The sequence below is a fragment of the Pseudomonas mosselii genome (assembly GCF_019823065.1).
Lineage (GTDB): Bacteria > Pseudomonadota > Gammaproteobacteria > Pseudomonadales > Pseudomonadaceae > Aquipseudomonas > Aquipseudomonas mosselii.
The window spans coordinates 2,948,906-2,966,493 of record NZ_CP081966.1; the positions used below are offsets into that span (position 1 = coordinate 2,948,906).

The 17,588-nt window shown below is 63.8% G+C and carries 20 protein-coding genes; 8 read left to right on the forward strand and 12 right to left on the reverse strand.

All coding sequences use genetic code 11. From position 1 onward, the window contains the following. Positions 1 to 11: 11 nt before the first annotated feature. From K5H97_RS13650 to K5H97_RS13675, 6 genes are read right to left on the reverse strand one after another with little or no spacing between them, the layout of a single operon-like run. Entirely contained in the window at positions 12 to 1,553 is a 1,542-nt protein-coding gene (locus K5H97_RS13650) for an ABC transporter substrate-binding protein (RefSeq protein ID WP_028688814.1), read from the reverse strand. A 34-nt stretch (positions 1,554 to 1,587) separates the two neighbouring features. Next, positions 1,588 to 2,562 carry an ABC transporter ATP-binding protein gene (locus K5H97_RS13655; protein ID WP_028688815.1) on the reverse strand — a complete coding sequence of 325 codons (975 nt, stop codon included), beginning with the start codon at positions 2,560 to 2,562 and terminating at the stop codon, positions 1,588 to 1,590. Then, positions 2,559 to 3,545 carry an ABC transporter ATP-binding protein gene (locus K5H97_RS13660; protein WP_028688816.1) on the reverse strand — a complete coding sequence of 329 codons (987 nt, stop codon included), beginning with the start codon at positions 3,543 to 3,545 and terminating at the stop codon, positions 2,559 to 2,561. The genes K5H97_RS13655 and K5H97_RS13660 overlap by 4 nt, the downstream gene beginning before the upstream one ends. Then, positions 3,542 to 4,390, reverse strand: coding sequence for an ABC transporter permease (locus tag K5H97_RS13665; RefSeq protein ID WP_028688817.1), 849 nt, complete (start codon positions 4,388 to 4,390; stop codon positions 3,542 to 3,544). The genes K5H97_RS13660 and K5H97_RS13665 overlap by 4 nt, the downstream gene beginning before the upstream one ends. Next, on the reverse strand, positions 4,387 to 5,334 hold the full coding sequence (locus K5H97_RS13670; RefSeq protein ID WP_028688818.1) for an ABC transporter permease: 948 nt from the start codon (positions 5,332 to 5,334) through the stop codon (positions 4,387 to 4,389). Before K5H97_RS13670 ends, K5H97_RS13665 begins: the two co-directional genes overlap by 4 nt. A gap of 3 nt (positions 5,335 to 5,337) precedes the next feature. Further along, the gene (locus tag K5H97_RS13675) at positions 5,338 to 6,228 is read right to left on the reverse strand and encodes a proline iminopeptidase-family hydrolase (protein ID WP_028688819.1); all 891 of its coding nucleotides are present in this window, start codon (positions 6,226 to 6,228) and stop codon (positions 5,338 to 5,340) included. Positions 6,229 to 6,400: 172 nt separating this feature from the next. On the opposite strand from K5H97_RS13675, the gene K5H97_RS13680 reads away from it, so the two are divergent. The 4 genes from K5H97_RS13680 to K5H97_RS13695 all read left to right on the forward strand — a co-directional run bounded on the left by K5H97_RS13680 (position 6,401) and on the right by K5H97_RS13695 (position 9,420). Then, positions 6,401 to 7,162: a LuxR family transcriptional regulator gene (locus K5H97_RS13680; protein WP_028688820.1), complete on the forward strand. Its 762-nt coding sequence runs from the start codon at positions 6,401 to 6,403 to the stop codon at positions 7,160 to 7,162. 98 nt (positions 7,163 to 7,260) lie between these two features. After that, positions 7,261 to 8,160: a proline iminopeptidase-family hydrolase gene (locus K5H97_RS13685; protein ID WP_028688821.1), complete on the forward strand. Its 900-nt coding sequence runs from the start codon at positions 7,261 to 7,263 to the stop codon at positions 8,158 to 8,160. Between the two features lie 171 nt (positions 8,161 to 8,331). Beyond that, positions 8,332 to 8,754, forward strand: coding sequence for a PA0061/PA0062 family lipoprotein (locus K5H97_RS13690; RefSeq protein WP_028688822.1), 423 nt, complete (start codon positions 8,332 to 8,334; stop codon positions 8,752 to 8,754). A 42-nt stretch (positions 8,755 to 8,796) separates the two neighbouring features. Continuing rightward, a complete protein-coding gene (locus K5H97_RS13695) occupies positions 8,797 to 9,420 on the forward strand; it encodes a dTMP kinase (protein ID WP_028688823.1) in 624 nt (207 codons plus the stop codon). Here K5H97_RS13695 and K5H97_RS13700 read toward each other — a convergent pair. After that, positions 9,414 to 10,304, reverse strand: coding sequence for a LysR family transcriptional regulator (locus K5H97_RS13700; RefSeq protein ID WP_028688824.1), 891 nt, complete (start codon positions 10,302 to 10,304; stop codon positions 9,414 to 9,416). The two genes, K5H97_RS13695 and K5H97_RS13700, sit on opposite strands and share 7 nt — an antisense overlap. 106 nt (positions 10,305 to 10,410) lie before the next feature. Between K5H97_RS13700 and K5H97_RS13705 the strand changes: the two genes are divergently transcribed. After that, positions 10,411 to 11,418, forward strand: coding sequence for a zinc-binding alcohol dehydrogenase family protein (locus K5H97_RS13705; RefSeq protein ID WP_028688825.1), 1,008 nt, complete (start codon positions 10,411 to 10,413; stop codon positions 11,416 to 11,418). A 65-nt stretch (positions 11,419 to 11,483) separates the two neighbouring features. Continuing rightward, positions 11,484 to 11,810 (forward strand): putative quinol monooxygenase, encoded by a 327-nt coding sequence (locus tag K5H97_RS13710; RefSeq protein WP_028688826.1) that lies wholly within the window; start codon positions 11,484 to 11,486, stop codon positions 11,808 to 11,810. Positions 11,811 to 11,824: 14 nt separating this feature from the next. Here the strand turns inward: K5H97_RS13710 and K5H97_RS13715 are convergent, their stop codons facing one another. Continuing rightward, the gene (locus tag K5H97_RS13715; RefSeq protein ID WP_028688827.1) at positions 11,825 to 12,595 is read right to left on the reverse strand and encodes an SDR family NAD(P)-dependent oxidoreductase; all 771 of its coding nucleotides are present in this window, start codon (positions 12,593 to 12,595) and stop codon (positions 11,825 to 11,827) included. A 107-nt stretch (positions 12,596 to 12,702) separates the two neighbouring features. On the opposite strand from K5H97_RS13715, the gene K5H97_RS13720 reads away from it, so the two are divergent. After that, complete coding sequence (locus K5H97_RS13720) at positions 12,703 to 13,245, forward strand: chalcone isomerase family protein (RefSeq protein WP_028688828.1); 543 nt, start codon at positions 12,703 to 12,705, stop codon at positions 13,243 to 13,245. A gap of 115 nt (positions 13,246 to 13,360) precedes the next feature. Here the strand turns inward: K5H97_RS13720 and K5H97_RS13725 are convergent, their stop codons facing one another. The 3 genes from K5H97_RS13725 to K5H97_RS13735 are packed head-to-tail and all read right to left on the reverse strand — an operon-like array spanning position 13,361 to position 15,644. Further along, positions 13,361 to 14,599, reverse strand: a complete 1,239-nt coding sequence (locus K5H97_RS13725) for an MgtC/SapB family protein (RefSeq protein ID WP_028688829.1) — start codon at positions 14,597 to 14,599, stop codon at positions 13,361 to 13,363. Continuing rightward, a complete protein-coding gene (locus K5H97_RS13730) occupies positions 14,584 to 15,405 on the reverse strand; it encodes a helix-turn-helix domain-containing protein (protein WP_028688830.1) in 822 nt (273 codons plus the stop codon). Before K5H97_RS13730 ends, K5H97_RS13725 begins: the two co-directional genes overlap by 16 nt. 2 nt (positions 15,406 to 15,407) lie before the next feature. Next, positions 15,408 to 15,644 (reverse strand): hypothetical protein, encoded by a 237-nt coding sequence (locus K5H97_RS13735; protein ID WP_028688831.1) that lies wholly within the window; start codon positions 15,642 to 15,644, stop codon positions 15,408 to 15,410. 341 nt (positions 15,645 to 15,985) lie between these two features. Here K5H97_RS13735 and K5H97_RS13740 point away from each other — a divergent pair, with 341 nt between their 5' ends. Beyond that, positions 15,986 to 16,912, forward strand: a complete 927-nt coding sequence (locus K5H97_RS13740) for a universal stress protein (RefSeq protein ID WP_028688832.1) — start codon at positions 15,986 to 15,988, stop codon at positions 16,910 to 16,912. A 29-nt stretch (positions 16,913 to 16,941) separates the two neighbouring features. On the opposite strand, the gene K5H97_RS13745 is transcribed toward K5H97_RS13740, so the two are convergent. Beyond that, a complete protein-coding gene (locus K5H97_RS13745; RefSeq protein ID WP_028688833.1) occupies positions 16,942 to 17,490 on the reverse strand; it encodes a GNAT family N-acetyltransferase in 549 nt (182 codons plus the stop codon). Positions 17,491 to 17,588 lie beyond the last annotated feature (98 nt).

Sequence of the window (17,588 nt, forward strand, 5' to 3'; positions counted from 1 at the left end):
ATAAACCGCCGTCAGTTCTGCGCGGTCTTCTGCCCGGCTTCCAGCTTCACCGTCTCCTCCAGGGTGAAACGCCCCAGCGGGTTCTGCAGGAAGTTCTGGATATTGCTGCGCGAGATGTTGATGTACGGGCTGTAGTACAGGTCGATCCAGTGCACGTCCTGCTTGGCCAGTTTCTGCAGCTCCTCATACATCTGCTTGCGCTTGACCGGGTCGGTCTCGACACGGGCCGCGGCCACCAGGTCCTTGACCTTGTCGTTGTGGTAGCGGGTCATGTAGTTCATGTTGGTGTCGTGGCCCAGCACGAAGGTGGTCTTCTGGTCCGGGTCGAGCACGTCGTTGGTCCAGTACATCACCGACAGGTCGTAGTCGCCGTCGACCAGCATCTGCCAGCTCTGGGTCGGGTCGACCTTCTGCAGGTTGGCAGTGATGCCGACATCGGCCAGTTGCTTCTGTACCAGCACGGCGATCTGCTCGTCGGCCTCGTTGCCGGCGTTGACCACGTAGTTGACCTTCAGCCCCTCGGCGCCGGCTTTTTTCAGCAGCTCGCGGGCCTTGGCCGGGTCGAACGGGCGCTGTGGGTTGTTGGCGTTGTGGTAGAGCGCACCCTTGGGAATGTAGGAGTAGGCCATTTCGCCGTGACCGAAGGTGACCGTGTCCACCAGCGCCTTCTTGTCGATCGCCAGGTCGATCGCCTCACGCACTTCCCGTTTGCCCAGCAGCCCCTTGGAGTGGTTGATCAGCAGGTGGTCTTCACGGGTCGAGGGGTCGATATGGATAGTGATCTTCTTGTCCTTCTGCAACTCGTCCACCTGGGTGAACGGCACAAAGATCGCCGAGTCCAGTTCGCCGGCCTGGACCTTCATCATGCGCGTGCGATCATCCGGGATGGAGATCCACTCCACGCCATCCAGGCTGACCTTGTCGGCCTGCCAGAACTCGGGGTTCTTCTCCAGGATCACCCGGTCGCCCCGCAGCCATTCCTTGAGTTTGAAAGCCCCGGACACCACCGGGTTCTGTGCGTATTCCTCCTCGCCGAGCTTGTCCATGGCCTTTTTCGACAGGATCGAGATGTTGGCGGTGGCGAGCTGGGCCAGGAACGGCACCGACTTGCTGTGCAGGGTCACCACCAGGGTATGCGGGTCGGCGGCCTTGGCGGTGTCGATGATCTTGTACGAGTCGGCCCAGAGCGAACCTGGGTTGTCGCGGATGCGCAGCAGGGAGAAGGCGGCGTCCTCGGCGGTGATCGGCGAGCCGTCGGAGAACTTGGCGTTGCGCATCTTGAAGGTGTAGGTCAGGCCGTCGTCCGAGACCTTCCAGCTCTCGGCCAGGCCCGGCACGAGTTGGGTGCCGCTGTTGTCGACGCGGATCAGCACGTCATAGACGTTGGCGAACACCCAGCTGTCGCGGTTCTGCGCACTCTTGATCGGGTCGAAGGTGGTGCTTTCCTCTCGGCAGCCGATGGTCAGCACGCCGGCTGCCTGGGCCATGCCGCTGGCCAGGGTGCTGGCGGCCAGTATGGCGGCGGTGAGAAGTTTCAATGCGGCGGGTTTCATGCTCAAGCTCCGTTTGATGGTCATGGTGGTGATGTCAGCAGGGCAGTTGCGAATGCACGCAGGCGTGGCGCCGGGCGCCCTGGATATGCTCGGGTGGCGTGGTTTCAGCGCAGCCGGGCAGCGCGTGCCGGCAACGGGGATGGAAGGCGCAGCCGGAGGGCAGGTGCAGCGGGCTTGGCGGCTCGCCGGCCAGCGGGTCCTGCGGCAGGCGCCGGGCCGGGTCGATGTCGGCGATGGACTGGATCAGCGCGGCGGTGTAGGGGTGGCGCGGGGCGGTAAAGACTTCATGCACCGGGCCTTCCTCGACGATCTGCCCCAGGTACATCACCGCCACCCGGTCGCACAGGCGGCGCACCACGCCCAGGTCGTGGGTGATGAACAGCAGCGCCAGGCCCATGCGCTCGCGCAACTCCAGCAGCAGGTTGATGATCTGCCCCTGGATCGACACGTCCAGCGCGGCGACGCATTCGTCGGCGACGATCAGCCGAGGTTCGACGGCCAGGGCCCGGGCGATGCCGACCCGCTGGCACTGGCCACCGCTCAGCGAACCGGGCCGGCGCTCGGCCAGCTCGGCGCGCAGACCGACCAGCTCGAGCAGTTCGCCGACCCGGGCCGGAATCTGCGCGGCGGGCACCTTGCGCTGCACCTGCAGCACCTCGGCGAGGATCTGGCCGATGCGTTGGCGTGGGTTGAGCGCGCTGTACGGGTCCTGGAAGATCATCGCGGTCTCGTGGCGCAGGCGGGCGATATCCGCCGGGCTGCCCTGGTTCATGTCGGTGCCGTCGTACAGCACCTGGCCGCCGCAGCTCTGGGTGAGCTGGAGGATGGCCCGGGCCAGGGTACTCTTGCCGCAGCCTGACTCGCCCACCAGGCCGAGGGTTTCGCCGGCAGCCAGATTCAGCGAGGCGCCGTTGACCGCGCTGACCTTGCGCGGGCGCAGGTTGAGCAGGCCGCTGCCTGCGGCGGGAAACTGCACCTGCAGGTCCTTGACCTGCAACAACGTGGTCATGACGGACCTCCGGCCAGCAGCGGGGTATGACAGGCCAGGCGGTGGCCGGGGCTTGATTCCAGCAGTTCGGGCAGTTGCTGCCGGCAGAGCGGCATGGCCTGGGGGCAACGCGATTCGAAACGGCAGCCTGGCGGCAGGTCATCAAGCAACGGTGGCTGCCCAGCGATGGTGGTCATGCGTAATGCCTCAGGCTGCGCCGCAGGATGGCAGGCCAGCAGCCCGGCGCTGTAGGGATGCTTGGGCCGGGCCAGCATCTCGTGCTTGGCGCCGTGCTCGCAGAGGCGCCCGGCGTACATCACGGCAATGCTGTCGCAGGTCTGCGCCACCACGCCCAGGTCGTGGCTGATCAGGATCATCGACAGGCCGCGGCGGTCGCGCAGCTCCAGCAGCAGGCGCAGGATCTGCGCCTGCACGGTGACATCCAGGGCCGTGGTCGGCTCGTCGGCGATCAGCACCTTGGGATTGCAGCCCAGGGCCACGGCGATCATCGCCCGTTGGCGCATGCCGCCGGAAAACTCATGGGGATAGTTGTCGACCCGGGACTTCGGGTCGGGGATACCGACCTGGCGCAGCACCTCGATGGCTTCGGCCCGGGCCTCGCGGCGAGACGCGCCCTGGTGCAGGCGGATACCTTCGGCGATCTGCTCGCCGATGCGCATCAGCGGGTCCAGGTGGCTGCTGGGGTTCTGGAAGATCATCCCCAGCTCACGGCCGCGCAGGCGGCGCATGCCAGCTTCGTCCAGCCGCAGCAGGTCATGGCCCGCCAGGCGCACGGCCTGGCCTTCGACCCGCAGGTTCGTTGCTGGCAGCAGGCGCATCAGGCCCCGGCAGGCCAGGGTCTTGCCCGAGCCGCTTTCGCCCACCAGGCCGAGGATCTCGCCTTCGCCGAGGTCGAAGGACAGCCGATCGACCAGGGTGATATCCCGTTGGCCGGCGCGGGCGATGACGCTCAGCCCGCGAACCTGGAGCAGGGGCGTGGTCATGAGCGGTCTCCCAGGCGTTCGGCGACGCCGTCGGCCAGCAGGCTGAAGCCCATGGCCAGGGTCACCACCGCCAGGCCCGGGAAGGTGCAGATCCACCAGGCGCTGGTGATGAAGCTCTGCCCCTCGGCGACCATGGTGCCCCATTCCGGGGTCGGCGGTTGCACACCGAGGCCCAGGTAGCTGACGGCGGCGCCGTTGAGCAGCACCAGCACGGCATCCGACATGCAGAACACCACCGAGCCGAACAGCGCGTTGGGCAGCAGGTGGGCGAACAGCGTGCGCCGGTGGCTGAAGCCCAGGCTCCTGGCGGCCAGGGCGAAGTCGCTCTGCTTGAGCACGAGGATCTGCGAGCGGATCAGCCGCGCATAGGACACCCAGCCGACCAGGGCCATGGCGATATAGAAGCTGCCCAGGCCCGGACCGAGAATGGCCATGATCGCCAGCATCAGCACCAGGAACGGGAAGGCCAGGACGATGTCGATCAGGCGCATGCAGGCGTTGTCCAGCCAACCGCCGACGTAGCCGGACACCGCGCCGATGCAGGTGCCGAGCAGGAACGGGAAGATCACCCCGATCGAGGCCATCTGCAGGTCGACGCGGGCGCCCCAGATCACCCGCGAGAGCACATCGCGGCCGAAGTTGTCGGTGCCGAAAGGGTGCGCCAGGCTGGGCGCGGCCAGGCGCAGGTCGCCGTTCTGCAGCAGCGGATCGAACGGCGCGACCCACGGCGCGCACAGCGCCAGCAGGCACCAGCCGAAGACGATGGCCAGGCCGCAGTACAGGGTCAGGCGGCCATCGCCCAGGTTCCAGGCCAGGCGTGCGCGTAGGGCGAAGGTGGCGCTCATTGGATCTTCACCCGCGGATCGAGGACGGTAGTCGCCACGTCGGCGAGGAAGTTCACCGCCACCGTGGCGCAGGCCAGCACCATGGCCACGCCCTGGACCACCATGTAGTCGCGGGTAAAGATGCCGCGCACCAGCAGCTGGCCGACGCCCGGCAGGGAGAACAGGCTCTCGATCACCACCGTGCCGCTGATCAGCCAGCCGATGTTGACCGCCAGCAGGTTGATGGTCGGCACCATGGAGTTGGGCAGGACATGCCGGCGCAGGATCGCCCCTTCGCCCAGGCCCCGGGCACGGGCGGCGGTGACATGGTCGGCCTGCATCTCCAGCAGGATGCTGGCGCGCAGGTTGCGCACCAGTACCGCCGAGAGCGCCAGGGCGATGGTCAGGCAGGGCAGCACCAGGTGGTGCAGCTTCTCGACCCAGGTGCGACCATAGCCGGATACCGGGAACAGCCCCCAGTGCACGCTGAACAACAGGATCAGCATCAACCCCAGCCAGAAAGCCGGCAAGCCGAGGCCGGCGGTGGTGAACAGGCGGATCAGGTTGTCGGCCCAGCCGCCCTTGTGGCGGGCGGCGAGGATGGCCAGCGGCACGGCGATCAGCAGCGCCAGGGCCACGCTGCCCAGCACCAGCATCAGGGTCGGCTCGATGCGGCTGGCGATCAGCGGCAGGGCGTCGACCTTGTACAGCAGCGACTTGCCCAGGTCGCCATTGAGCAGGTTCTTGAGGAAGTACAGGTACTGCGCCCAGATCGGCTCATCGAGGCCGAATTGCGCGCGGATCTTCTGGATCGCGTCCGGGGTGCTGCGCGCGCCCAGCAGCACCCGCGCCGGATCCCCGGGGATCGAGCGCACCAGCACGAAGGTGATGATGCTGATGCCCAGCAGCACCGGCAGCAGTTGTAACGGACGGATGAGGACGAACCGGTAGCGTGCCAGGCTCATCGATCAACCCCGGTTGCGTTGCAGGAAATCCAGCAACACCGGGAAATAGGCCTGGGGCTCTTCGTAGAACGGCATATGGCTGCTGTTGGGGAACACATGCAGCTCGGCACGATCATGCAGCGCCAGCTTCATGCGCATGGCGCAGGCCGGGGTCAGTTCGTCGTGCTGGCCGGTGGTGATCAGCACCGGCATGCGGAACGCGCCCATCTGCTCGAGGCGGTTCCAGTCCTTGAGGTTGCCGATATAGAGGAACTCGTTGGGGCCCTGCATGGTGCTGTAGGGGCCCATGTTCCAGTCGCCCAGCGAACGCTGGATCGGCGCCGGCCATTCATCGAGCCGGCAGACGTGGCGGTAGTTGAGCAGGGTGATGGCGGCCTGGTACTGCGGGTGGTCGAGGGTACCCATGGCCTCATGGCGCTGCATCATCGCCACTGTTTCGCTGCCCAGGGCGCCGCGCAGGCGTTCCAGCTCGGTGATCAGGTGCGGGATGTCGCCGACGGTATTCTCGAGAATCAGACTTTTCAGCGACTGCGGGTGATGAATGGCGTACTCGATCGCCAGCCAGCCGCCCCAGGAATGCCCGAGCATGTGTACACGGCCCAGGTCCAGGGCCTGGCGCACCTGCTCGACCTCGGCCACGTAGCGGGTGATATTCCACAGACTGTCGTCATCGGGGCGGTCGGAGGCGCCGGTGCCCAGTTGGTCGAAGGCGACCACGCGGATACCCTTGTCCTTGAGCCAGGCATGGGCGTCGCGCAGGTAGTCGCAGGGCAGCCCCGGCCCACCATTGAGGCACAACAGCACCTCGTCCCCTTCACCAAAGCTGTACACCACGAGATTGTGGCCATCGACCGATACGTTGAACTGCTGGTCAGGTTGCATCTCACGCCACATCGCTACTCTCCTGTTGGCCATGGCTTGCAGCTATAACTAGCGCAGGAGTTTTCGTCGCCTACAAGCTAGTGTTTCCTATAGGTTTCGTATGGCAGTCCCGCGCCAAGCCGTGGCATTCTACGTGCCGGACTTCGAGATGGAAATCCAAAAGGAATCACAGGGAGTGTCAGGTATGCAGGCCAAGGTGGCTGAACTCAATGCGCGTCTGGCGTCGGACGATAGCCTCGATGAGCAGATGGACAGCGTCGCCGAACTGGCGGCGGAACTGGGCTTCGATGCCCTGGTGTACGACTACAGCCCGGTGCCACTGGACCATGTCGGCGAGCTGATCACCCCGAGCGTGGTCCGGCTGCGCCAGACCCCGAAGGACTGGCAGGACCTGTGGTGTTCCGAGGGCTTTTACCAGATCGACCCGGTGCAGCAGGTGGCGGTGTCCTCCATCGCCCCCTTCGTCTGGTCGTACCTGCCCAAGGGCGAGACCGTTCTGCAGCGCCACATCGACCAGCGCCACGCTCCGGTGGTCGGTTACCTGCACGACGCACAGCTGACTTGCGGCGTGACCGTGCCCATCCACCTGCCACGGGGCGGGCTGGCGACCCTGACCGGCCTGCGCCCCCAGTCCAGCCAACGCGACCTGGACGACGCCCGGGAGCACCTGGGCGATTTCAGCCTGATCGCCCATGCCTTGCAGGAGGCGGCCTATCCCTTGCTGGCCAAGGAGTCCGCCACCCGCGTCATCCGCTTGACCCGCCGCGAGGTCGAATGCCTGCGCTGGGCCGCCGAAGGCCTGACGGCGGGGGAGATCGCCGAGAAGCTCAACCGCTCGCTGGCGACGATTTCCCTGCACCTGACCTCGGCCATGCACAAACTGGGGGCGAAAAACCGTGTCCAGGCGGTCGCCCGGGCGGTGCATTACCGCCTGCTTGATCAGTGAAGACACAAAAAAGGTCGAAAACCTAGAGAACTCTCTAGTTATGCCGCGCCACGCGTAGGGTTATTGTGTGCACCATGATTCGCACGGAGCCGGATGACATGGAACTCACCCAATCGCGTGAAGGTTTTGCCCCTTTCGGCGACTACCAGACCTGGTACCGCGTCACCGGTGACCTGGATTGCGGCCGCACCCCGCTGGTTATCCTGCACGGCGGCCCAGGTTGCACCTTTGATTATGTCGACGCCTACAAGGACGTCGCGGCCGGTGGCTACCCGGTCATTCACTACGACCAACTGGGCAATGGCCGCTCGACCCACCTGCCACACATGCCGGCGTCGTTCTGGACGGTCAAGCTGTTCCTCGAGGAGCTCGACAACCTGCTGGAGCACCTGGGCATCACCGAGCGCTACGCGCTGCTGGGGCAGTCCTGGGGCGGCATGCTGGCCAGCGAGCACGCGGTGCGCCAGCCGCGGGGCCTGCGTTGCCTGGTGATCGCCAACTCGCCGGCGGACATGCGCACCTGGGTGCGCGAGGCCAACCGCCTGCGCGAAGAGCTGCCCAAGGACGTCCAGGACACCCTGCTACGCCACGAGGCCGTCGGCGACTACACCGCCGCCGACTACATCGCCGCCACCCGGGTGTTCTACGACCGTCATGTGTGCCGGCTCAAACCCTGGCCGGAAGAGGTGGCGCGCACCTTCGCCCAGGTGGATGCCGACCCGACCGTGTACCACGCCATGACCGGACCAAACGAGTTCCATATCATCGGCAGTACCAAGGACTGGACCATCGTCGACCGCCTGCCGCAGATCAACGTGCCAAGCCTGCTGATTTCCGGGCGCTATGACGAGGCGACGCCGCTGGTGGTCAAGCCGTACCTCGACCTGATCCCCGGGATCCGCTGGGCGCTGTTCGAAAACTCGAGCCACATGCCTCATGTGGAAGAGCGGGTGGCGTGCATGGGGACTGTGGTGAAGTTTCTTGACGAGAGTCTGTAGCGCGTAGCATTCGACGGTTTTCCCTTCCTCAGGCCTGTCCGGGTTCATCCCGGCGGGCCTGAGTTTTATTCCTTCCTTCACATCAGCCGTCATCCCAGGCCTCGAACCAGACGATTAACAGCCTGCCCCCCCAGCGCTATTCTTTGACCATTCCCCAAAGGATTACCCATCATGCGCCGGCTGCTACTGCTGTTGCTGATTACCGCCATCCCGGGCTGCCAGTCCCCCATGCCAGCCGCCAACCCCGAGATGGCCTGGGTCGACCTTTCGCTGCCATTCCCCAACGACCGGGTGCTGCTGGCCGAACGCCTGGACAAGCAGCGCCTGGAGGAAGGCCGCTTCTTCCAGGTCACTCCCGGCAGCCATCAACTGGTGGTCAGGTTCGATTACGAAACGAGTGGCGCAGGCGGGCTGAGCATGATGGGCGGCACCACCATCCGCCAATGCTATCTGACCCTCGACTACGCCCACTTCCAGGCCGGCCAGCGCTATCTGCTTGAAGCCCGCTCCATGGCCCTCACGCCTGAGGCGAGGCTGTACAATGCCGCCCGGGAGATCGTCGCAGAGGTCAGCGAGTTCTACTGCCTGATGTAAGCCCATGTCTGTCGATGAAGGAAACCAATCGTTGTGTGACGCATGAATCGTTCGCTGTTCATTTCCCTGGACGGGCCCAAAGGCACCGGCAAGACCACGCTGCTGGAGTCCGTCACCCAGGCGCTGAGGGCGGACAACAGGAAGGTGATCCGCATCAGCGAGAAGAAAAGCGATCCTTATCGGGGCGAAACCATGGCCCTGGTCAACCAGTTCGTCAGGGACCCTTGCCGGGATCTGGAGATGAAGGTCTGTGAGCGCCTTGCGCTGAGCCGGGCCTGGATTACCCAACATGTGCTGGCCAGGCAGCCCAAGGACAGCATCATCCTGATCGATCGCTGGTACCCGTCCGAAGCCGCATTTCGCCGGCTGGTGCCGTTTGCCGAGATCTTGCGGCTGAACATCGAACACGGCGTGCGTGTGCCGGACCTGCATGTTGGTGTTGTCACCGACCCCGAAATCTCGTGGAGCAGGGCAGCGGCGCGCTCGCGTGGGCTAAGCAGTACCGTGATGCATGAACTGCATGAGCATGTGGTGTGCACGCAAGCTTTCGAGCGAGCGGTTGCCGATCACGGCTGGGTCTTGTGCCGTAATGAAGGCACCCTCGAAGCGGCGACGCGGCAGGTGGTATCGGCGATCCAGGGCGTGCTGCCGCCGTCTGATCAGTAGCGTTCCAGCGCGGCGAGGCGGCTCGACAGCCAGGCGTGCAACTGTTTCACCGCAGGCGACAACTGCTTGCGGTGCGGGCACACCAGGCTCAGCGGCAGCGTCGGCCCGGGGTGATCCTGCAACAGCACGACGAGCCGTCCCGCCAATACGTCGTCACTCACATCCAGCCAGGACTTGTAGGTGATCCCTTCGCCCGCCACGGCCCAGCGCCGGGCGATATCGGCATCGTCGCAGAACAGGGCGCCACGCACCTGCACGGTCTGCGTCCCCAGTTGCCACTTGTCGTAGACCCGACCCTGCTGCATGTACAGCAGGCACTGGTGCTCGCGCAACTCCTCGGGAGTGTGCAGCGTGCCTTGTCGCGCCAGGTACTCGGGCGAAGCCACCAGCACCTTACGGTTCCACGGCGCCAGTGGCAGGGCAATGTAGTTGGCGTCGGCGTTAAGGCCGTAGCGGATGGCGATATCCACCGGGTCGCGGAACAGATCGGCGATCTGGTCGGAGAGAAACAGGCGCAGGTTCAACTGCGGGTGCTCGCGGCGAAACGCCGTGAGCCAGGGCAACAGCACGTTGCGCCCCAGGTCGGACGGCGCGGCCACTTGCAACGTTCCGCTTAGCTGGGCGCTCTCGCGCAGCAGGTTGTCCCGCCCTTGCCGGAGCGCTTCCAAGGCGGCCAGGGCCGAGGGCAGGTACTGCTCGCCCTCGGCCGTCAGGCGCAGGCTGCGCGTGGTGCGGGCAAACAGCCGTACGTCCAGCTCACGCTCCAGGCGCTTGACCGCCTCGGCCGCCTGGCCGGGCAGCAGCTCGGCTTCATGGGCGGCCGCGGTAAAGCTGCCCAACGCGGCGCTGCGCACAAAGATGCCGAGGTCGTCGAGACGGATCATTTTCACTCCTGCAATGAAAGTGTTCACGGGCTCAGCCCGTTTTTCCAAAGTACCGAACACGCCAGACTGGATTCACGAATCAAACCATATCCAGCAGCGAGTGCCTATGAAAGCGATCGGTTACACCCAGAACGGCCTGCCCATCGAAGACCCTGCGTCCCTTCAGGACATCGACATGCCCAGGCCGAATCCAGGGCCCAGGGACATCCTGGTGGAGGTCAAGGCCGTGTCGGTCAACCCCGTCGACACCAAGGTGCGCGCCGGCACTTTCACGTCCGAGCCAAAAATACTTGGCTGGGACGCGGCCGGCATCGTCCGTGAAGTTGGCCCTCAGGTGACCCTGTTCAAGCCAGGCGACCAGGTGTACTACGCCGGCTCCATCGCCAGGCCCGGCAGCTACAGCGAATACCACCTGGTCGACGAACGTATCGTCGGGCACCAACCGCGCAGCCTGGGCGTGGCGCAGGCGGCAGCGCTGCCGCTGACGGCCATCACCGCCTGGGAACTGCTGTTCGACCGTTTAGGCTTGGTCGAAGGCGGCGGGGAGGGCGATGCCCTGCTGATCGTCGGCGCCGCCGGCGGTGTCGGCTCGATGCTGGTGCAACTGGCCCGGCAACTGACCCGCCTGACGGTCATTGGCACGGCTTCCCGTGCCGAGACCGCTGACTGGGTGCGCGAACTGGGCGCTCATCATGTCATCGACCACAGCGCGCCGTTGCACGGGCAACTGCAGGCCCTGGGGATCGAGTCGGTCAGCCATGTCGCCAGCCTTACCCATACCGAGCAACACTTCGCGCAACTGGTCGAGGTGCTGCGGCCACAAGGTCGCCTGGGGGTGATCGACGACCCGCAGACCCTGGATGTCATGCCGCTCAAGCGCAAGTCGCTGTCGCTGCACTGGGAGCTGATGTTCACCCGCTCGCTGTACCAGACCGACGACATGGTGCGCCAGCACGAGCTGCTCGAGCGGGTGGCCGGGCTGATCGACCAGGGCATCCTGCGCACCACCCTGGGCGAGCATTTCGGTGCCATCAATGCCGCCAACATGCGCCGCGCCCATGCGCGGGTCGAGAGTGGCAAGTCGCGCGGCAAGATCGTTCTGGAAGGCTTCTGAGCCCATCCGAGAGACAACGGCGGGCCGGTCGATCCGGCCCCCTTGCGATTGATCAGGAGCTTGATGTGAACCCACAAGACCATCCCCTCGTTTCCCTTGCCATCCTCAAAGCCAAGCCAGGCCTGGCAGCGTCCTTGAAAGCGGCCTTGCTGGCCTTGATCGAGCCGACCCGGGCGGAACCCGGCAACCGCGACTACATGCTGTTCGAACGCAGCGATGAGCCCGGGACGTTCTACATGCGCGAGGCGTTCGACCACCAGCAGGCCCTGGACACACACCTGGCCACCGAGCATTTCCAGCGCTTTGCCGAGCAGGCCGACCCGCTGTTGGCCGAGCCGCTGCAACTGATTTTCCTTGACCCGGTGTCCACCGCCGTCGCGCCTCATCCCTGAGGAGCACCTGCGGATCACCAGGGAACGGGGCTGCCATCCCAGGCCCAGAACGTACCTGTGTCTGACGGTCCGTGTCGGCCAACGCGTTCGAGGATGCAACTGGCGGCAAACGCGGGCGCGAACAGCTTGTCGCGCGGCACATTGCCCTGGAACGGGCGTGAAAGCAGGGTACCAGTGGTCCCAGGGTGCAGGGCCAGGACTGTCGAAGCAGGGTTGAGGCGCTTGAGCTCGATGCTTGCCGTGCGCAACAGCTGGTTCAGTGCGGCTTTGCTGGCGCGATAGCTGTACCAGCCGCCCAGGTGGTTGTCACTGATCGACCCGACCCTTGCTGATAAGGCGGCAAAGGTAACGGGCTGCCGGCGTAGCAACGGCAACAGGTGCTTGAGCAGCAGGACTGGAGCGAAGCAGTTGGTGGCGAAACTGGCCTGCAACCCCGCCAGATCCAGTTGCGCCAGCGACTTCTCGGCTCGCGCCGGCGGCGCTTGCAGCACTCCGAGGGTGCTGATGACCAGGTTCAGCTGATCGCAGTAGCCACGGACCTGATCTGCCAGTGCTTGCAGCGCTTGTTCATCACGAGCGTCGCAGTCGAGGCGAAGCAAACGGCGGCCATGCGTCTGGGCCAGCACATCCAGCTCAGGGCTGCTGCTTGCCTGTCGCGAAACAGCGAGCAGCAGCCCGACGTCATCACGTGCCAACAGTTGCGAGCACAGGGCAAGACCGATGCCTTGACTGGCGCCGCAGACCAGCACGTTGGCGGGTGTATTGTGATGGGGGATCAAGCTCATTGGGCAATCTACCTGTAAGCTGCAGGTGAGCTTAAATCTATACAAGATTTGCTTTATATGTACAAAAAACTATTCTTGTACAAGTTAAGTCTTCTTGCAGAATCGTCATGGCATTCCTTGCGCGCTTGGCCTGTCTCTGCCTGCTGCTGACGTCGATGCCAGCGGCTATTGCGGACTGGCGTGCAGCGCTGCCGGCGGCCCAGCAATTGGGCAGTGGCGACTTCACCTGGTTCGGCCTGCGGCTGTACAGCGCACGCCTGTGGACCGAGGGACCGCGCCATGATTGGAACCAGCCGTTCGCCCTGGAACTGACCTACCACCGCTCATTGTCCCGGGACACGCTGGTGCAAGCCAGCCTTGAAGAGATGCGTCGCCTCGGCGCCGGTCGCGTGACGCCGCAACAGCTCGAAGCCTGGGCCAAGGTACTGCAGGAGGCATTCGTGGATGTGCGCCCCGGCATGCGCATCACCGGCTTGTACCAGCCGGGGCAGGGCGGCCGCTTCTATGTCGATGACCTGCCCACCCGCACCCTTGCCGACCCGGCCTTTGCCCGGGCGTTCTTCGCCATCTGGCTGGACCCGCGGGCTCGGGATGCCCAGTTGCGCCTGCAGCTGCTCGGCCTGGCCGGCAAGCCCCGAGGCGGATCATGAACATGTAGAGGGCGCTGTTGCTGGTCGCCTGCCTGGTGCTGGGGAGCTGTGGCTGTTCTTCCGCCGGCTGCCGGAGCCCGCGTCCTTAACCTGAACACGCGTGGCCCCTGAATAGCTACAAGAGTAATCCCAGCCATACCGCCCCAAGAATGACCAACTGGCCGGGAATGAGGTATCGAGCAAAGCTGAAACCGCCGTTACTCAGAGCCAGAGCACATTTGGTCAGCGCGTTTGCGGTCAATGCAAGTAATCCTGATATCACCAGGTCATCAATACCGAGCCTGCCGGCGATGACCAGCGAGGCGATCGAGGCAGTGGCCGCATGGACGTCGGCCAACCCGCTGACGAACGCCGCGACGTTCGCGCCGTAGTGTCCCAGGTGCTGAAGAAGAAACGCCGAGAACAATGAGATGCCGGTTATGGCAGCGGTGACGGCCATAGCGGTCCAGAGACTGAACGCACCAGCCCCCGGCTGCGCCGCCGACCCGCCATGAGTCGAACGCCAGGGCGCCAGCAGAAGTACCCCATACACAAGCGTGGCCAGCGCACCGAGCCAGATCGAAGGCCATAAAGGCTCGAGCAAGCGACGATCAATGATGCCCAGCACCAGGGAAAACTGGGTGATGCTGGCGAGATTGGACAATATGGCAGATCCGGCGAATGACCTGGCAGCAGAGCCTTGCTGACGAGCGCGGTGTGCGAGCAAGGCAATGGTGGCAGTGCTCGAGGCAAAACCTGATGCGATTGAGCTCAAGGGCAATCCGTACCGAGGCCCCATCAGGCGCATGGCTATGTGTCCCAAAGCGCCGACAGCCATCAGCAAGACCACCAGATTACAGATCGTACGCGGGTTGAGTACGTTGTAGGGGCCTAGAAACTGGTCCGGAGTCAACGGCAGCACCACCAATGCCACCGTTGACAGCATCAAGCCATTGCGCAGCTCTTCTTCGCTCAGTTGCTGCAGCACGAAATGATGCAATTCGTGTCGCAGCGCCAACAGCACGGTCAGTACCACACCCGCAGCGGCGGCAAGCTCAGGTTCATTCAGGCTCAGTGCGCCCAGTGTCAGTACCAGAAGCAGCGCAATTTCACTGGTAATGTCAGGATCGTTGTCGACATGCTTTCGGTAATGCGCACAGAGCATCAACACCAGTGCGAGACTCGCGACCGCTACCAGCACCGCCCCTGCCAGTACCATGCTGAGGTAGCCTAGCAACGCGGTGATAGCGAAGGTCCGCAAGCCAGCGGCAGCTTGGCGTTCGTTACGTCCTTTCCTGCGTTCGCGCTCAAGGCCCACCAGCATGCCAATACCCAATGCCACGGCACCGTGGCCCACATTCACGGTATCGAGCATGGTGCCTTCATAATGGCCTTGGCCTCCCATTCACCGTCGCCTTGTTGCAGCGTGATCAGTGCGGCCAAATCGAGAATCTGCACCAGCCTGCCATGGATTTCGACGATACCCAGTGCGCGCAGGCGGGCGACGGATCGGCACACGGTTTCCAAGCGTAAACCCAGGTACGAGGCCATGTCTTCCCGGGACATCCGCAGCATGAAGCCATGGGCAGAGTAACCGCGACAGGCGAAGCGCCCGGACAACTCCACCAGGAAGCCCGCCAGCCGTTGTTCCGCAGTGAGATTGCACAGCATCAGCACGCGTTTGTGTTCGCGCACGATCTCCCGGCTCATCAAGCGATTCAGGCTTTGTTGCAGGAAAGGAAAGTCGCGCGCCAGGGCTTGCAAGCGGTGATAGGGGATCGGGCAGACTTCGCTGTCTTCCAAGGCAATCGCGTCACAGACATGGCGCTCAGTGGCAATGGCATCGAGCCCAAGCACGTCACCCGGCATCCAGAAGTTGATCACCACACCCTGGCCCTCGGCGGTGTTCATGCGGGTCTTGAAACTGCCACAGCGCACGGCATAGAGCAGGGTCAGCGGGTCATTGGCATTGAACAGCGCGGCGCCCCTTTGCATGCGCATTCGCGGGCCTATCAATGCGCCCAGGCAGCTGTTGTCGTGAACAGGCAAACCGGTGGGAAGGCACAGACCGCTGACCCGGCAATCCCTGCACAGGGACGCCGAGGGTTTCAGGTGGATGGGATTGGTCGTACACGAAACGTTGGGCGAGTCGAGCGACCTGACCTTCAATTGGCCGTACATTTTCAGGCCTCCTTCGCTCGTCGCTGATCGCCTTGGGCCCCTGCGTCAGTATGCATGCCGCGGGTGCCGCGAGGTGAACAATCAACCAGCATGTCAAGCGAATGGGGAGCCTCGAGGCGGCCTGTGAGCCGCTCGACAAATTGCTCGGCTTCGGCAGCCGTACTGAACCCCACCCGCCAGTCATCCATATGCACCCACCAGCGTTCCGGCTCGGAGCTTTTTTCGACATGGATGTTCATCAGCGCCTCCAAAGCATGGATAGGTAATGAAAGCGTCCATGCTGGCAGCGGGGGCGTGGATTACACCGTCGCGCTGTTGAGCGAACACTTCGCAGGCAACCTCAGTGTCAGCGAGCCGGAAGCGGTGCGTGACCCGCGGCGCAGTATCTACGGATACCTGAATGAGTCTGGAATATGGGAATAAAGTGCGCCAGCGAACGCTCGCCGCATTGATCCGTGTCAATGTCCCGCGTCTTGGGTAATGCCGTTGGTCTGCAGGCGCCTCCAGTTGACAAACATCAAACGTGCAAGACGTGGGAAGTAGATGCTCTTGCTTCCTAGCGCAATCCCGGAGGTGAGCCATGCAAACGCCGCAAAGACTCCTACTGATCGCATCGCCCCTGATGCGCCGAACCCCGGTCTACGACCGTGCAGCGGCCCTGGCCAAGGCCAAGGGGATGGCACTGCACATCGTGGCATTCGACTATCTGGAAGGACTTGCCACGGCAGGCCTGGTGAACGACCAGGCGCTGGCGGTGATGCGTGAGGGCTACGTGCGCCAACACCGTGAATGGCTGGAAAGCCAGGCACTGTCGATGCGGCGCAACGGCGTCATCGTCACCACCGAAGTGGTGTGGGTGCAGCATCCTTTGGACGAGATCCTGGTGCATTTGCGTGAACAGCCATTCGCCATGCTGATCAAGGCGCTCGAACATGAGCCCTGGTGGATGCGCGCCATGTTCACCTCGCTGGATATTCAGCTGCTACGCGAAACGCGAATCCCTTTGCACCTGGTACACAACGCCAGCCAGGCATTGCCACGCAGGATTCTGGCCGCGGTGGACCTGTCCAGGCCGGAAGAACAATATGAAGGCTTCAACGATCAGATCATCAGTGAAGCGTTGAAACTGGCCTTGCAATGCAGTGCCCAGGTCGAATTGCTGTACGCCTACGACCTGGGCACCCTGTACCTGGGCGTCGACGGTAGTCGTGAGCACTCGTTCCTGTTCGACTCGAACCTCGCCCAGACCCTCCACGAAGCCCAGAGCGTTGCCTTCCAGGCGCTTGCCGAACGTAACGGTATCGCCGTCGAACACCGCCACATGCGCATAGGTGACCCGGCAAAGGCCCTGGCGCTGTTCATGGATAACAATGAAATCGATGTGCTGGTGATGGGCAGTTATCACCATCATGGCGTCGGCGGGTTCATCGGTAGCACTGCCGAGCGGGTTCTGCATCGGTTGTCCAGCAGTGTGCTGGTAATTTCGCCCGAGCGCTCCCAAGGTTGAAGCACGAGGCCCGCAAGGGCCTCGCCTGCTCAAGACCGCAAATCCAGTTGGTGCAGGATCTCGCGCACATCTCCACCCGGATAGCACGATGTAAAGCCCAGAGCCTTGGCCAGCCGGTGCATGGCATAGTTGCTCGCCATATCCCTGGATACCATGCGCTCAAATCCCTCGCGGCGTGCTGCCGCGATCAGGTGTCGCATCAGGCGCCTGCCCAACCCCTTGCGCTGCCAGTCTTCGCTGACCGCCACCGCACATTCGCAATACTGGCTACCAGCAATGCCGGCGTAACGGCTGATGCCAATCTGTTGCAATTTACCGTTTGCATGCACCAAGGCGACATAGGCCATGCACGGGGGATGATCGACTGGCATGCAGTGCGTGTTTACACCAGGCAAGCAGCCGCTGAGTCCGGCAATGAAACGAAAGCGCCGGGAGTCATAAGCAATTGTGCTGAGAAAGCGCCTGTCCCTTTCGTGGTCCTCCTCGCGTAGTGGGCGGATCAGCACCGCCGAGCCATCCTCGAGTTTTTCGACCCAGTGTTCAGCTGTTTGCGGCTGTGCGGCCTGCTGCCCGTTCATGGTGCCTCCTGATGACGTGATCAGTAGCTGTTGCAGCCGTTTTAACGTGGCGGGCCAGCGTGGTTCTGACAATCATCAAGTTCAGGCTGGGTAGCGGC